General features: G+C 66.3%; 14 protein-coding genes. 4 read left to right on the top strand and 10 right to left on the bottom strand.

The window, feature by feature from the left end; all coding sequences use genetic code 11:
* Positions 1 to 82 precede the first annotated feature (82 nt).
* From GFD32_RS14990 to GFD32_RS14980, 3 genes are all read right to left on the bottom strand, one after another.
* Positions 83 to 1,480 carry a hypothetical protein gene (locus tag GFD32_RS14990; RefSeq protein ID WP_163577407.1) on the bottom strand — a complete coding sequence of 466 codons (1,398 nt, stop codon included), beginning with the start codon at positions 1,478 to 1,480 and terminating at the stop codon, positions 83 to 85.
* 99 nt (positions 1,481 to 1,579) lie between these two features.
* Positions 1,580 to 4,147 (bottom strand): ABC transporter permease, encoded by a 2,568-nt coding sequence (locus tag GFD32_RS14985; protein WP_163577406.1) that lies wholly within the window; start codon positions 4,145 to 4,147, stop codon positions 1,580 to 1,582.
* The gene (locus GFD32_RS14980) at positions 4,144 to 4,872 is read right to left on the bottom strand and encodes an ABC transporter ATP-binding protein (RefSeq protein WP_163577405.1); all 729 of its coding nucleotides are present in this window, start codon (positions 4,870 to 4,872) and stop codon (positions 4,144 to 4,146) included. Before GFD32_RS14980 ends, GFD32_RS14985 begins: the two co-directional genes overlap by 4 nt.
* Between GFD32_RS14980 and GFD32_RS14975 the strand changes: the two genes are divergently transcribed.
* Entirely contained in the window at positions 4,871 to 5,572 is a 702-nt protein-coding gene (locus GFD32_RS14975; protein WP_163577404.1) for an arylesterase, read from the top strand. The two genes, GFD32_RS14980 and GFD32_RS14975, sit on opposite strands and share 2 nt — an antisense overlap.
* On the opposite strand, the gene GFD32_RS14970 is transcribed toward GFD32_RS14975, so the two are convergent.
* Positions 5,563 to 6,453, bottom strand: coding sequence for a DMT family transporter (locus tag GFD32_RS14970; protein WP_163577403.1), 891 nt, complete (start codon positions 6,451 to 6,453; stop codon positions 5,563 to 5,565). The genes GFD32_RS14975 and GFD32_RS14970 overlap by 10 nt on opposite strands.
* Positions 6,450 to 6,740: a SelT/SelW/SelH family protein gene (locus GFD32_RS14965; protein ID WP_163577402.1), complete on the bottom strand. Its 291-nt coding sequence runs from the start codon at positions 6,738 to 6,740 to the stop codon at positions 6,450 to 6,452. The genes GFD32_RS14970 and GFD32_RS14965 overlap by 4 nt, the downstream gene beginning before the upstream one ends.
* 218 nt (positions 6,741 to 6,958) lie before the next feature.
* On the opposite strand from GFD32_RS14965, the gene GFD32_RS14960 reads away from it, so the two are divergent.
* The 3 genes from GFD32_RS14960 to ettA all read left to right on the top strand — a co-directional run bounded on the left by GFD32_RS14960 (position 6,959) and on the right by ettA (position 9,589).
* On the top strand, positions 6,959 to 7,393 hold the full coding sequence (locus tag GFD32_RS14960; RefSeq protein ID WP_163577401.1) for a PAS domain-containing protein: 435 nt from the start codon (positions 6,959 to 6,961) through the stop codon (positions 7,391 to 7,393).
* 228 nt (positions 7,394 to 7,621) lie between these two features.
* Positions 7,622 to 7,819: a PA3496 family putative envelope integrity protein gene (locus GFD32_RS14955; RefSeq protein ID WP_163577400.1), complete on the top strand. Its 198-nt coding sequence runs from the start codon at positions 7,622 to 7,624 to the stop codon at positions 7,817 to 7,819.
* 108 nt (positions 7,820 to 7,927) lie between these two features.
* Positions 7,928 to 9,589, top strand: a complete 1,662-nt coding sequence (gene ettA / locus GFD32_RS14950; RefSeq protein ID WP_163577399.1) for an energy-dependent translational throttle protein EttA — start codon at positions 7,928 to 7,930, stop codon at positions 9,587 to 9,589.
* A 187-nt stretch (positions 9,590 to 9,776) separates the two neighbouring features.
* On the opposite strand, the gene lpxL is transcribed toward ettA, so the two are convergent.
* The 5 genes from lpxL to GFD32_RS14925 all read right to left on the bottom strand — a co-directional run bounded on the left by lpxL (position 9,777) and on the right by GFD32_RS14925 (position 14,982).
* Positions 9,777 to 10,703 (bottom strand): LpxL/LpxP family Kdo(2)-lipid IV(A) lauroyl/palmitoleoyl acyltransferase, encoded by a 927-nt coding sequence (gene lpxL / locus GFD32_RS14945; RefSeq protein WP_163577398.1) that lies wholly within the window; start codon positions 10,701 to 10,703, stop codon positions 9,777 to 9,779.
* Positions 10,704 to 10,718: 15 nt separating this feature from the next.
* Positions 10,719 to 11,840, bottom strand: coding sequence for an alanine racemase (gene alr / locus GFD32_RS14940; protein WP_163577397.1), 1,122 nt, complete (start codon positions 11,838 to 11,840; stop codon positions 10,719 to 10,721).
* The gene (gene rpoS, locus GFD32_RS14935; protein WP_163577396.1) at positions 11,837 to 12,817 is read right to left on the bottom strand and encodes an RNA polymerase sigma factor RpoS; all 981 of its coding nucleotides are present in this window, start codon (positions 12,815 to 12,817) and stop codon (positions 11,837 to 11,839) included. The genes alr and rpoS overlap by 4 nt, the downstream gene beginning before the upstream one ends.
* A gap of 118 nt (positions 12,818 to 12,935) precedes the next feature.
* On the bottom strand, positions 12,936 to 14,039 hold the full coding sequence (locus GFD32_RS14930) for a peptidoglycan DD-metalloendopeptidase family protein (protein ID WP_163577395.1): 1,104 nt from the start codon (positions 14,037 to 14,039) through the stop codon (positions 12,936 to 12,938).
* Positions 14,032 to 14,982 carry a DUF368 domain-containing protein gene (locus tag GFD32_RS14925; RefSeq protein ID WP_407081083.1) on the bottom strand — a complete coding sequence of 317 codons (951 nt, stop codon included), beginning with the start codon at positions 14,980 to 14,982 and terminating at the stop codon, positions 14,032 to 14,034. The genes GFD32_RS14930 and GFD32_RS14925 overlap by 8 nt, the downstream gene beginning before the upstream one ends.
* Between the last annotated feature and the right edge of the window lie 12 nt (positions 14,983 to 14,994).

The raw sequence follows: 14,994 nt of genomic DNA, 5'->3' as shown, positions 1-14,994 counted from the left end.
CGGCACGCATGGGACGAAGGCGCCGCCAGGCGCCTTCGCGATGCCGACAACCGCTGAAGAGCGGCCCCTCCAGCGGCCGTGCTCAGCGGGTCTCGACCTTGAGCGACAGCTTGTCGGGCAGCGCCAGCGGATCGCCGGTATAGGTTTTCAGGTTGCTTTCGGCAGGCAGGTTGACCGTCAACTCGACCTCTTCGGCGGCACCTTCGGCGAGGCTCACCAGCCCCAGCAGTAGCTGCTGCACTTCGGGGCCGAACATCATGCCGAAGCCTTCGGCCTGGGTGCGGGCCTGCTCGAGATACTGGCTCTCGGTTACCCCCTCCATGGCTGCGCCCAAGGTCACCAAACGGCCGAACAGCCCCTGCTCGGCGAGGGTCAGACGCATGTCACCGCCCAGCAGCGTGGCCAGCTCGAGCACTTCGGCGTCGGCGAACACCGCCTCGGGGGTGACGCCCGTTGGCAGTACCACCGGCAACTCGACGTCCAGCAGCAGCTTCAGAGCGTCGTGGATCGTGATCTGGCTATCGCTGGTGATCAGACTCCGCTCGTCGCCCTCCTCCCAGTTGCCGAGGAAAGCGGCGTCGAGACGCAGCTCGCCGCTCCCGTCGGTGAGCACGTTGCTGACCATGCGCAGCTGCGCTCGCTCCTGCTCCGGCGCCAGTTCGATCATGCGCGCCAGGTCGGCCTGGAAATCATCGACCTCCACGCCGCCCTGACCGTCGCTGAAGTCGCCGTCGACGCGCAACTGCGACAGGCTGCCGACGAGTCTGTCGGAATCGACGACGAGGTCGCTGAGCACCAGGACATCGAGCTGCTCTTCATCCTCCTGGTCGAGGCCGCGCAGACCTTCGAACATCAATGAGGCAAGGCTGAAGGAGCCGGCGCCGAACTCGCCGAGATTCTCGCCCTGCCCGGCGACATCGGTCATCTCGAGGCGCTCGATGGCGTCGTGACTGAACCCTTCGCCGGTGATGCTGGCGATGGTGACGAGGCCCTGGGCATCGTCCAGCTCGGCTTCGTCGAACAGTTCCCGGGCCAGCTCCGAGGCAAGATCGACGGTGATGTCGTCGATGGTCAGGCTGCCGATACGGACGTCTTGTGGAGCCAGACTGTCATCGAAGGGGAAGACCGCCCGCGACGGCTCACCCAACACGATGCGCGCGACCTCCACCAACGCCAGTTCGGACCGCTCATCGTCCAGGCGCAATCCTTCCAGGGTGACCTCATCGGGACTGTCATAGTCGCCGCTGACCACGTAGCGGTCGATGGTCAGGCGCTCCCCCTCTGCGCCGATGAACACCACATCCTCGGCGGTGACTCGGGAACGCAGCATGGCGTCCGACACCTCGCCGATCTCGACCTCGCTATCGGCACCGAACAGACCGCGCAGATCGGCTTCCAGCCGATCGGCATCGGCCAGCACCGTCGGTGCGGTCAGTAACAGGGTGACCCCGGCGCTCAACGACCCACGAAAAACGGACATACGACAACTCCTCCCTTGAGACTGCGTGGACGGTATGACAAGCGAATCATACCCGATTCTAGCCGCCCTATCGGGCAATGCCCCCTTCGTTTGCAGGGGTCACGCCTCCCCCAGTAGAGCAAGGCTGGCCGCCGGGGCCTGGCGGCGCAAGCCGCGGGAGAGAGCGTGACCGATGGCGCCGATGAGCAGCGCCCCTCCCAGTGGCAACGTCAGCCACAGCCATGGATGCGACCGCGGAGCGAGATCGAGCCAGGCGACATAGAGCCCCGCCGTGGCCAGTTCGGCCAGCAAGGCCCCCATCACGCCGCTGGCCAGGCCGAGAATGGCAAACTCGGCACCCTGCACGCGCGAGATCAGCCGGTTGCCGGCACCGAATACGCGCAACAGACCGCTTTCATGGGTACGTACCGGACGGCTCGCGGTGAGCGCGGCGTAGAGTACGCTTACACCGGCCAGCAGTACGAAGCCGAGCACCAGTTCCACGGCGCGGGTGACCTGAGTGAGCAGGTCGCGCACCTGGGCGAGAATGGCATCCACGTTGAGCAGTGATACGCCCGGAAACTGCCGTGCCAGTTGGCGGACGGTATCGCTGTCGCCGCCATCCAGATGAAAGGCGGTGATGTAGCTGTGACCGAAGCGCTCCAGCACGCCAGGCGGGAAGATCACGTAGAAGTTCGGCCGGAAGCTGTCCCAGTCGAGGTCGCGCAGGCTGGCCACCTCACCGACGATCTCCTGGCTGCCGATGGTGAAGGTGAGAGTGTCGCCGAGGGTGAGCCCGAAGCGCCCGGCCAAGCCATCTTCCATGGAGATCGGCACGCGCTCGGTCAGGGGCTGGGCATCGACCGCGCTCAGCCAGCCTGCCTGCGCGCGGTCGTCTTCCAGGGCGTCGAACCACTCCCCCGCCACCAGGCGGTTGCCCTCCGGCAGGGTTTCCTGCCAGGTGAGGTTGAGCTCACGGCGCAGGGCGTTGTCGCCACGCGACTCGGGGGGCACCGCCGCCTGGGGCGGCTGGCCGTTGATGGCGGTGATGCGTCCGCGCACCATGGGATAGAGTGCCGTACGGTCGTCGGCGGCAGGCTCCAGCGTCTCGACGAAGGCATCGCGCTCGTCCGGCTGGATGTTGATGGCAAAGTGGTTGGGAGTGTCCGCGGGGAGCTGTGCCTGCCAAGTGGTGAGCAGATCGCCGCGCACCAGGGCGATCATGGCCATGGCGAAGAAGGTGACAGCGAAGGCGAGCAGTTGGCCGAGACTGGCGCTGCGCCGCCGGGCCAGTTGACGTCCCCCCAGACGCAGCGCACGTCGGGTATCGCTGCCGCTGCCCTGGGGCAGACGGGCGGTGAAACGCAGCACCAGACCGAGCAACGCAGCGCCGATGCCCCACAGCGCGCCGAGCATGGCCAGCCCGCCGACCAGCAGCACTGCCGCGAGCACCGGGTCGCCGGAGTAGAGCCACAGCAAACCGCCGAACACCAGGCTGGCCACCGCCACCACCAGCCACGCCGACGCGGGCAACGGATCGAGTTCGCGGCGCAACACCTTGAGCGCACTGACACGTTTCAAGCGCAGCAGCGTGGGCCCGGCGAAGCCGACCAGCACCGCCCCGGCGGTGAATACACCGAGCGCCAGGGGCAGCACCCCGGGGGGCGGCAGCTCCAACGGCAAAAAGGCGGTGAGCAGCGCCAGCAACGCCGCCTGCCCGGCCAGCCCCAGCGCTGCCCCGAGCACCGACGCCGCCAGCGCCAACCACAGCAGCTGCCAGGCGAAGAGCTGTGCCAGCTGTCGCTGGGAGGCACCGAAGCAGCGCAGCAGTGCGGCGGTATCCAGGTGGCGGTCCACGTAGCGCCGGGTGGCCATGGCCACCGCCACGCCAGCCAGCAGCACCGCCGCCAGGCCGGCGAGACTCAGATACTTCTCGGCGCGCTCCAGGGCGTTGCCCAGTCCGGGGCGGTCGCGCCGCACATCGCGCACCTCCACCCCGTCGCGGCGCAGCCGCTCCAGCAGCGGCGCCACGCTGTCCACCGCTTCGACCGGTCCGGCGGCGAGCAGTTCGAACTCGACCCGCGAACCCTCCTGCACCAGGCCGGTGGCCTCCATGTCGTCACGATGCATCATCAGGCGTGGGTTGAAGTTGCCGAAACCCGCCGACTGATCCGGCTCGCGCTCGATCAGGCCACCGACGGTGAGTTCTGTCTCGCCAACCCGCACACTCTCGCCCAGCTCGACCTCGAGCAGCAGCGCCAAGCGCGGCGCGATCCACACCTCACCGGGCTGCGGACCACTGGCGATGCGCTCGACCCCGTTCCCGCGGTCGACGCGCGCCTCGCCATAGTGCGGGTAGACGGAATCCACCACCTTGAGACTCGCCGGCTGGAAGGCCCCTTCGTAAGAGACCATCGAGACCATGTCGACCTGATCGGAGAGCGTGAGTCCGGCCTCCTCGAGAGCGCGGCGCAAGTCCTCGGCGAAGGGTCGCGACTGCTCCAGCACCAGGTCGCCGCCCAACAGCTGGCCGGCCTGGCGGGTCAGGCCACGGTCGAGACGGTCGAGAAAAAAGCCGATCATGGTCGAAGCAGCCACGGCTAGCGCCAGGGCCACGAATAGCGCCCGTACGTCGCTGGCACGCAAGTCGCGACGCAGGCCGCGGGCGGAAAGGGCCAGCGCTTTCATGCCTCGACCTCCTCGCGGGCCATCGCGCTCAGGCGGCCATCGCTCAAGCGCAGGCAACGCCCGCAGCGCCGCGCCAGGGCGTGATCGTGGGTCACCAATACCAGGGTCGTGCCCGCCTCGCGATTGAGGGCGAACAGCAGGTCGATGACGCGCGCACCGGTCGTCGGGTCGAGATTGCCGGTGGGTTCGTCGGCGAACACCAGCTCGGCACCGGTAACGAAGGCACGCGCCAGGGCCACACGCTGCTGCTCACCGCCGGAGAGCTGCTTGGGCAGGTGGTCGAGCCGCTCGGCAAGGCCCACCCGACCCAGCCAGTCCCGCGCACGAGCCTGAGGATCGCCGACATCGGTGAGCTCCAGCGGCAGCAGCACGTTCTCCAGCGCGGTGAGCGTGGGCAACAATTGGAAGTTCTGGAACACGAAGCCAACGCGGCCGGCGCGCAGGGCGGCGCGGCCGTCTTCATCGAGCTGATCCAGAGCGTGTCCGAACATCGCCAGCCTGCCGCGCGAGGGCGAATCCAGCCCGGCCAGCAGCCCCAGCAGTGTCGACTTGCCGGCACCGCTCTGCCCGAGAATCGCCACACTCTCGCCGGGGAACACGGTGAGGTCCAGGTCACTCAGAATGGTGAGCTGACGCTCGCCGCTGTCGACCTCCTTGGTCAGCCCTTCGGCGTGTAGAATCGGCACAGCATCCGCAGCGGTATCACGAGTCGAGGAGTGGGACATGGTAACTGGCTTCCCTGGTGGTTGGGTTCGAACGTTCCTGGGCCGTGCGGCACACAGTGGCCAGCGGCTGGGATGGCTCGTCCTCTCGCTCTGGCTGGTCGTCACGCCGAGCGTCGCCGACGAGCGCCCCGTGCTCCTGGTCATGGGCGACAGCCTGAGTGCGGCCTACGGCATCGAAGCCGAGCTGGGTTGGGTCAGTCTGCTGCAGCAGCGCCTGGGAGAGAAGGCCGAAGTGGTCAACGCCAGCATCAGCGGCGAAACCTCGAGTGGCGGTGCGAACCGGCTACCCGATTTGCTGGGACAGCACGAGCCGGACATCGTTCTGCTCGAACTGGGCGGCAATGACGGCTTGCGCGGCCTGCCACCCGGCCAGTTCGAGGCCAACATGACAACAATGATCGAGGCGAGTCGGCAAGCCGGCGCCGAGGTGTTGCTGCTGGGCATCGACATCCCGCCCAACTATGGCCAGGCCTACCGCGATGCCTTCACCGGTGTCTACCGCCGCCTCGCCGACGACCATGACCTGGTTCTGCTGCCCTTCCTGCTCGACGGGGTGGCGCTGGAAGAGAACCTAATGCAGTCCGACGGCATCCACCCCACCGAAGAAGCCCAGCCGATCATCCTCGACAACGTGTGGCCCAAACTGGCGCCGCTGCTGGAAGCCAACGGTGCCGAATTGGCCGAGGCCGGTCAGGACTGAACCGCCGGCGCCGGACTCTTCTGCCACTGTTGCAGTGCCAGCCCGCCGAGGATCAGCGCCAGGCCGATGAGCGTCGAGGGCAGTATCGGTTCGCCGACGACGAGAAACAGCAGCAGCAGCGACACCGGCGGCGACAGGAAGATCAGGTTGGAAACCTTGGCGGTGCGCGACACCTGATGGACCGCCAACTGCCACAGCACGAAGGCGATGCCCATCTCGAACAGCCCCACGTAGACGCCCGCGCCGAGCCCCGCCCAGCCATGCCACTCTAACCCCGGCCCCGCCAGCAGCAGCACGCTGAGCACCGGCACGCCGACGCTGAAGTTCTGCCATTGGGCCACCAGCGGCGGACGATGATCGCGGGCGTTGAGCAGCCAATAGAGCGCCCATATCAAGGTCGAGGCGAGGGCCATGCCGACGCCCAGCGAGTCGGCGAACGCCACGTCCCACACTGCCCCCCGGGTGGCGATGACCCACACCCCGGAATAGGCAATCACGCCCGCCACCACGTCGAGACGGGTGAGACGCTGGCCCAGGATCGGCACGGCAAGAAAGGCCATGGTCAGCGCCCAGGTATAGTTGAGCGCCATCGCCTCCTGGCCCGGCAGACGATCGTAGGCGCCGAACAACACCAGATAGTAAGCCACCGGATTGAGAAGGCCGGCCCAGGCGGCGGTGCACCAGCCCCGCCGGAAGGCCGCGCCCGCCAGCCCCTGGCGTATCACCAGCGCCCCCATCAGCGCCCAGGACACCAACGAAGCGAGCCACATCAATTCCAGCGGCGACATGTGTCCCAGCGCCACCTTGAAGGCCGTGGCCACCGTGGACCACAGCCCCACCGCGCCGAGCCCATACAGCATCGCCCGGCCATCTTGGGTCATGTCCGAGCATCCCGGTCGACGCGATCCACATGCCCCAGGTCGCGGCCCGGGTCGAGGCGGTCGCGCACCGCCTGCTTGAGCGTCTTGCTGTCGGGGAAACCGCCGTCCCGCTTGCGCTCCCAGAGCGAGTGGTCGTCGTAGAAAATCTCGAAATACCCACCATGAGCGGGCACCAGCTCAACGCCGTCGAGATCTTCGCCGAAGGTGGACAGCAGCTCCTGGGCCAGCCAGGCGCTGCGCAGCAGCCATTGGCACTGGGTGCAGTAATGGATCCGAATGCGTGACACGGGGCGGTTCCTGTCGCAACGATGATGGCCTCATCCTACCAGCCAGCAACGCGTCGGGTCGCCTCGTGCCGGCCGACACCGACACCCGGCCGAGCGCTGCCGGTGAGTGCCGCTCGTCGGCGGCGCCGAACGCGACAATCGGCGGCAATCATTGTCAATGGCGCGCCAGCTGGCCATGATATAGCACTGATACCACGCAGCCGCGACAGGAAGACCGTATGAAACGCCCCTCTCTGATCAGCCCGGAACTGCTCGAGCGCATCGTCGATGCCTCGGAAGACGGCATCGTGGTCGCCGAACAGGAAGGCGATGAGAACATTCTCATCTACGTCAATCAGGGCTTCGAGCGGTTGACCGGATACAGCACCGACGAAATCCTCTATCGCGACTGCCGTTTCCTGCAGAATGGAGATCGCGATCAGCCGGGACTCGACGCCATCCGCAAGGCACTCGCCGAAGGACTCCCGTGCCGCGAAGTGCTGCGCAACTATCGCAAGGACGGCACGCTGTTCTACAACGAGCTGTCGATCACGCCCGTCTTCGACGAGCAGGACAACCTCACCTACTTCATCGGCGTGCAGAAAGACGTCACCGAACGCGTCGAAGCCCAGCAGGAACTGGAGCGGCTCAAGCGAGAGCACGGCATCGCCTGATAACGCCCCTCGCGCTCCCTGCCGTTACCGGAGTCTCGCCGTGCGGACGGCAACACCGGTAGCGTAAAAATTCCACCGCCGGCTATTGCGCTTTCGCCTGAGCGGCTTTATATAGCCGTCAGGTGTCTTTCACGACACCCATGGTGCTTCCGATCCGTCGACGCGGACACGAAGCGAATGTGAGAATTGCCGGATGCGCCCGTTCGGCAAGGCCATGGGAGAATTCGCATGCGCCGTGAGTCCCTTGTCAACGAATCCCTCGACGACGACCTCCTCGAAGCCGTCAACGACGACGACTACGAACGCCCGCGCCCGACGAGCCGCGCCGACAGCCTGCGTGCTCGCCGCCGAGTCGAGGCCCTGCTGGAAGAGCGTCGACTGCGCCGCGCCATCGAGGACGACTGGGCCATCGACGAAGAGGAATAGCGCGGAACGCTGGCCAGGAGGCTAGCCAGGCCCGGCACAGCGCTGGCCTTTCCCACCAGTGGCCACTATCATCGTGGCCACTGACAATCCTCCAACCGACGGGTTCCCATGGCGCAATACGTCTACACCATGAACCGGGTGGGCAAGATCGTGCCCCCCAAGAAACAGATTCTCAAGGACATTTCGCTCTCCTTCTTTCCCGGGGCCAAGATCGGCGTGCTGGGCCTCAATGGCGCGGGCAAGTCGACCCTGCTGCGCATCATGGCCGGCGTCGACACCGAGTTCGAAGGCGAGGCGCGCCCCATGCCGGGCATCAACGTCGGCTACCTGCCCCAGGAACCGGAGCTCGACGACGCCAAGAACGTCCGCGAGACCGTGGAAGAGGCGCTGGGCGAGATCAAGGAGGCCCAGGCGAAGCTCGACGCCGTTTACGCCGCCTATGCCGAACCGGACGCCGACTTCGACGCCCTGGCCAGTGAGCAGGCGCGCCTGGAGAACATCATCGAGGCCTCCGACGCTCACAATCTGGATCGCAAGCTGGAAGTGGCCGCCGAAGCCCTGCGCCTGCCGCCCTGGGAGGCCAGCGTCGGTCACCTCTCCGGTGGCGAGCGCCGCCGCGTGGCACTGTGCCGCCTGCTGCTCTCCAATCCCGACATGCTGCTGCTCGACGAGCCCACCAACCACCTGGATGCGGAATCCGTGGCGTGGCTGGAGCGGTTCCTGCACGACTATAGCGGTACCGTGGTCGCGATCACCCACGACCGCTACTTCCTCGACAACGTGGCCGGCTGGATCCTCGAGCTCGACCGCGGCCAGGGCATCCCCTTCGAGGGCAACTACTCGGGCTGGCTGGAGGCCAAGGAGAAGCGTCTGGAGCAAGAAGCCAAGCAGGAAGCCTCGAAGAACAAGGCCATCAAGCACGAGCTGGAGTGGGTGCGATCCAACGCCAAGGGCCGCCAGGCCAAGAGCAAGGCGCGCCTCAACCGCTTCGAGGAGATGCAGTCCGGCGACTTCCAGAAGCGCAACGAGACCAACGAGATCTACATTCCGCCCGGTCCGCGCCTGGGCGACAAGGTCATCGAGTTCCACGACGTGGCCAAGGCCTTCGATGACAAGCTGCTCTACGAGAACCTCTCGTTCAGTGTGCCCAAGGGTGCCATCGTCGGCATCGTCGGTGGCAACGGCGCCGGCAAGTCGACGCTGTTCAAGCTGATCACCGGGAAGGAGCAGCCCGATGCCGGCGAGGTGGTGGTCGGCGAGACCGTCGACATCGCCTATGTGGAGCAGCTGCGCGACGCTATGGACAATAAGCAGACGGTCTGGGAGGCGGTCTCCGACGGTCAGGACGTCCTCAACATCAACGGCTACGAGGTCTCCTCACGGGCCTACGTGGGCCGCTTCAACTTCAAGGGCAACGACCAGCAGAAGCGTCTTTCGGAGCTTTCCGGTGGCGAGCGGGGTCGCCTGCAGCTGGCCCAGACCCTGAAGCAGGGCGCCAACGTGCTGCTGCTCGATGAGCCCTCCAACGATCTGGACATCGAGACCCTGCGCGCCCTCGAGGAGGCCCTGCTGGCCTTTCCCGGCTGCGCCCTGGTGATCTCCCACGACCGCTGGTTCCTCGACCGCATCGCTACTCACATCCTGGCGTTCGAGGGCGACTCCCACGTGGAGTTCTTCGAGGGCAACTACACCGAGTACGAGGCGGACCACAAGAAGCGCGTGGGCGACGACACCCCGCATCGCATGAAGTATAAGCGCATCGACGCCTAAGGCGCTGCGCACCAGCTGTAAGCCATCAGCTTTAAGCGGTAAGTAAAAACCCCACGAACCTCGCGGTCGTGGGGTTTTCTTATGGCTTACGGCTTAAAGCTTACAGCTCCCGGCAACGCCGGGGTCTTCCAGGCGCGGAGCGCCGCTCTTCCAGCTTCGAGCTCCCGGCCTGTATCGACGCTTCGCGTCAATAAAAGCCGGGCTCGCCCCTGGGCCGGGTCTTGAAGCGCCGGTGCAGCCACAGGTATTGCTCGGGGTGCCTGCGGATGGCCTGTTCGATGAAGGCGTTGACCCGCGCGGCATCGGCGACTTCATCATCGCTGGGGAAGTCTTCCAGCGGAGGCAGGTATTCTAGGGTATAGGTGCGGTCATCGGGATTGCGGTGGTACATCAGCGGCATCACCGGGGCGCCGGTGATGCGCGCGATCTTGGCGGTGAGCCTGACGGTGGCGGCATCGATGCCGAAGAAAGGCGCGAAGACGCTGGCATCGCGCCCGAAATCCTGGTCGGGCGAATACCACACGGCATGCCCCGCCTTGAGGCACCGCACCAGCCCTCGCAGATCGTGCCGGTCGATGTTCGTCTCATAGAGGCGCGCCCGCGCACGGGTCATGAAACGATCGAACAGCGGGTTGTCGTGGGGGCGATAGACGGCGTCGGTTCGAAAGAACAAGGCGTGCAAGGCACCGCCGATGTCCAGGGTCGAGAAGTGCACGCCGACGATCAGAGCACCCTTGCCCTGGGCCAAGGCCCGCTCCATATGCTCCTGGCCCTTGAAGGTCACGCGATGCCGCAGGTGCTCGGGGTCGCGGCACCAGGCGGTCGCCGTCTCCAGGATGCCGATGCCGTTGGCGATGAAGGTGTCGCGGACCAGCCGTGCCTGCTGCCGCTCGTCACGCTCGGGGAAGCACAGCCGGATGTTGGTCTCGGTGATGTAGCGGCGACGCTTGGCGAAGCGCCAGGCAGCCAGCCCAATCGCCTTGCCCAGCCACAGCTTGAGCGGCCATGGCAGCCAGGCGGCGACATGCATGGCCCCGATGGCCAGCCAGGTAGGCCAGTAACGGGGATGGGCGAAGGAGCGAGGGTAGCCGTTGCGAGACTTGCGCTGCTGCATGCGGTGAGAGATCCGTCAGTCAAAGCCGCCATGATAGCGTCTCGGCACCCTCGGCAGCACCCCGGTGAGCAGCGTATAGCTGATGGTGTCGCAATGGTGGGCCACCTCGTCGATGGAAAGCACCGCGCCGTTCGCCGCACGTCCCCACAGCACCACCTCGCTGTTGACGCCGGCCTCGGGAACGTCGGTGATGTCCACGGTCAGCATGTCCATGGAGACCTTGCCGGCCAGGGGGGCATGCCGGCCGGCCACCAGGGTCGGCGTGCCGTCGACGGCATGCCGGTCGTAACCGTCGCCGTAACCGCACGCGACGGTGGCGATGCGTGAGGGCCGCGCGGCCAGCCAGCGCCGTCCGTAACCCACCGCCTCGCCCGGCGCGATCTCGCGCACGGCGATGATCCGCGAACGCAGCGTCATGACCGGCTGAAGTGCGCGACTGGCGGCATTGGACACTTCCAGCGGGTCGCTGCCGTAGAGCATCACCCCAGGGCGCACCCAGGCGCCGTGGGCCTCGGGCCACGCCAGAGTGGCGGGTGAATTGGCCAGGCACAGGGGAGCGGCCAGTTCCTCGGCAAGCGCCCGCATGCGCACCAGCTGACGCCGACACTCGCCGGGGTCCGCAGCGTCGGCCGTGGCGAAGTGGCTCATCAGGTGCAGGTCGGTCGCCTGCTCGGGCACTGCCGCAAGACGCGCCCATACCTGCGGCACCGCCTCGATGGGGAAACCCAGACGATGCATGCCAGAATCCACCTTGAGCCATACCGGAATGGGGCGCGCCGGACGATAGGCGAGTAGCGCCTCGAGCTGCCACTCGCTGTGCACCGCCATCCACAGCGAGAGCGCCTCGACGGCCTCGAGTTCGGCGGCTTCGAAGATGCCTTCCAGCAGCAGAATGGGGGAATGGACGCCGCCCTCACGCAGGGCTTGCGCCTCCTCGAGACAGGCCACGGCAAAGGCCGGGGGGCGCTCGGCAGCCGGCAACGCTTCCAGCGCCCGGGCGCAGGCCACGCTGCCGTGGCCGTAGGCATCGGCCTTGATCACTGCCAGGGCACGGCTGTTCGGTGCCTGGGCTCGGGCATGGCGGTAGTTGTGACGCAGGGCGTCGAGGTCGATCTCGGCAACTAGCGGTCGGCTCATTCGAAGATGGAGTCCATCGACAGTCCCTGTTTTTCCAGCACGCGGCGCAGCTTCTTGAGGGCTTCGACCTGAATCTGACGCACGCGCTCGCGGGTCAGGCCGATCTCATCGCCGACCTCCTCGAGCGTCGCGGCCTCGTGGCCGCGCAGGCCGAAGCGGCGCACCACCACTTCCATCTGCTTCTCGGTCAGCTCGGCCAGCCAGTCGTCGACGTGCTGGCGCACGTCGACGTCGACCAGCGAAGACTCGGGCCCCAGGTCGTTGTCGTCGGCCAGCGTCTCGATCAGCGGCTTGTCGCTTTCGCCGCCCATGGGATAGTCCACCGACGACACCCGCTCGTTGAGCCCCATCATCTTCTTGACCGTCTCCACCGGCTTGTCGAGGTAGTCGGCGATCTCCTCGGCAGTGGCCTCGTGATCGAGCTTCTGGGTGAGCTCACGGGCCGCGCGCAGATAGATGTTGAGTTCCTTGACCACGTGAATGGGCAGACGGATGGTGCGCGTCTGATTCATCAGCGCCCGCTCGATGGTCTGGCGAATCCACCAGGTGGCGTAGGTCGAGAAACGAAAGCCGCGCTCGGGGTCGAACTTCTCCACGGCGCGTATCAGACCCAGGTTGCCCTCTTCGATCAGGTCGAGCAGCGTCAAGCCACGGTTGAGGTAACGGCGGGCGATCTTGACCACCAGACGCAGGTTGGACTCGATCATCCGTGAACGCCCGGCCGGATCGCCCTGCTGGGCAAGGCGCCCGTAGTAGACCTCCTCCTCGGGCGTCAGCAGCGGCGAGAAGCCGATTTCGTTGAGGTATATCTGGGTGGCGTCCAGGCTGTGGTGATACTGCCGATCCTCCCGGCTGAGCGCCTTCTCGAACGCCTGCTCGTCGGCGCCGCTCTCGTCATCCTCGGTAGCGGCGAGCTCATCGGTCTCCGCCGCCTCGTCGAGGTCCATGTCCTGAAGGTCCCGTTCCAGCATGCTCATCGTTGCTACCCCGTGGTTGCACCAAAGAGGTGCCGTCGCGATCGCAAATCCTGCCGGCACCCACTATTGTTGTTATATGATCCGCATCGACAAGTAAGGCCTCGGGAACACGGCCGGACTACCGGGAAGGCAAGTACTCCAACGGGTCCTGAGGCTGGCCATCCTTGCGTACCTCGAAATGCAGCCTGACGCTCTCGGCGTCGCTGTCACCCATGGTGGCAATCGCATCGCCAGCATCGACGACGTCGTTTTCCGACACCTGGAGCGAGTCATTGTGGGCATAGGCGCTCAGATACTGATCGTTGTGCTTGATGAGCACCAGGTTGCCGTACCCGCGAACTCCGCTACCGGCATAGACCACGATGCCCGGGCCGGCTGCCTTGACAGATTGCCCCTTTTGTCCGGCGATATCAATGCCGGCCGTGATGCTGTCGCCCTCGCCATAGCGACCGATGACCTCACCCTCCACGGGCCACTGCCAGGGTACCTCTTCGACCGGCGTATAGGTGCGGCTGGCCGCGCCCGACGAGCGTTCCGGAGAGCCTGCCACCTCGGTACCGGCATCCGCTTGGGATGCTTCACCCTCCTCCGTGCGGCGCTCGTCTTCCTCGGAACTCGCCTCGGCTTCGGCCAGCTCGGCCTCTTGCACAGCAGACGCTTCGTCATCCGCGCTCGACTCCTGTGGCTCGCGCTCCGCTTGCGTATCGGACATGGATTCTGCCGAATCCTCGGCCGCCACGGCCGGCTCGGCCGCCTGACCATCCACCGACGCCTCCTGTGCAGAGGCGTCATCCCCAGACCTATCGATCGTGCGACGGCTGCGGGCAATGGCCTCTTCATCGGGCAGCAGCCAGTCGGGATTGTCAGTTTCGGCCTCGCCGCCGCCCAGGGCCGTAGCGGAGGCTACGGCCCCCCCCTCAACCTGCGTTGCCGTGTCGCTACCCGACGACGGCTGCGCTCCCGGCTGCAATCGCAGCCGTTGGCCCGGCTGGATACGGTAGGGCGGCCCGATCTGGTTGAGCCTGGCCAGGTCGCGATAGTCCATGTCGTGGCGCCAGGCAATACCGTAGAGGGTGTCGCCGGCTTCCACGGTGTAGTGGCTTTCCGGCGAACGCTCGCGGCTGGCGGAAAGGTCACGAACCTGGGGCGAGGTCGATTCCTGCTGGGCGGCACAGCCGCTCATCGCCAGGGCAATGGCGGAAACGAGAAGCAGCTTACGCATGGGAGCCATCCTCCTTGTCAGGCAGTCGCGAAGTACCGGGCGCGAGTCGGGGGCTGGCCGGCCCCGCTCCTTGCCAGTGGCTGAGCAGGAGCACCAGTGCAGCGCCCACCAGCATGGTGGCCAGCACCGGCCACAGCAAGCCGGATTCGCCGGTCAATACGGCATAGTCGCCGGGGGTCAGATAGCGGTAGTCGAGCGGAATCATCTGCCCTTGGGGGCCGAGCTGATAGCGCACCAGCTCGCGCCAGGGCCACAGCACCGGCAACGAGCCGACGATGAAGCCCACCAGCAGTTGCAGGGTGGCCGTGTGATGACGCTGCAGCAGCCACGATAGCAATCGCGAGAAGCCGAACAGGCCGATCGCACAGCCCACGGCAAACAGACCGAGCAATTCCAGATCAAAACCGCGAATGCCCTGCATCACGGTACCGTAGAGGCCCATGGTCAGCAGCAGGAAACTTCCCGAGACGCCCGGCAGCAGCAGGGCGCTGATGGCGATGGTGCCCCCTACCACCAGCACCAGCGACGGGTTGCCCAACTGGGTGACCCAGGGCATCAGCGACGGCAACCAGTGGGCCAGTACGAGCCCGGCGATGAGCGGCAGCAGGTGCCAGAGCTTCCAGTCGGCCGGATGACGGCTCACCACCAGTGCCGACGCCGCCACCAGGCCGAAGAAGAAGCCGTTGAGCAGCAGCGGGTGATCTTCGAGCAGCCAGCCCACCAGGTGGGCCACGCTGATCAGGCTGACAGCGATTCCGGCCAGCAGTGGCAGCGCAAAGGCCAGGTTGAGGTGCGTGGCCAGGCCGGCTAACCCGCCCCGCCGCCAGGCCCCGAATGCGGCCGGGCCGAACTGCTTGACGGTCTCGATCAGTTCCTCGTAGATGCCGGTCACGAAGGCGATGGTGCCGCCGGAAACCCCGGGCACGGCATCCGCGGCGCCCATCCCGGCCCCCTT

The sequence above is a fragment of the Halomonas faecis genome, assembly GCF_010993975.1.
GTDB lineage: Bacteria > Pseudomonadota > Gammaproteobacteria > Pseudomonadales > Halomonadaceae > Halomonas > Halomonas faecis.
The sequence above is the reverse complement of the archived record's forward strand: the minus strand, read 5'-3'. Positions and strand labels throughout refer to the sequence as shown.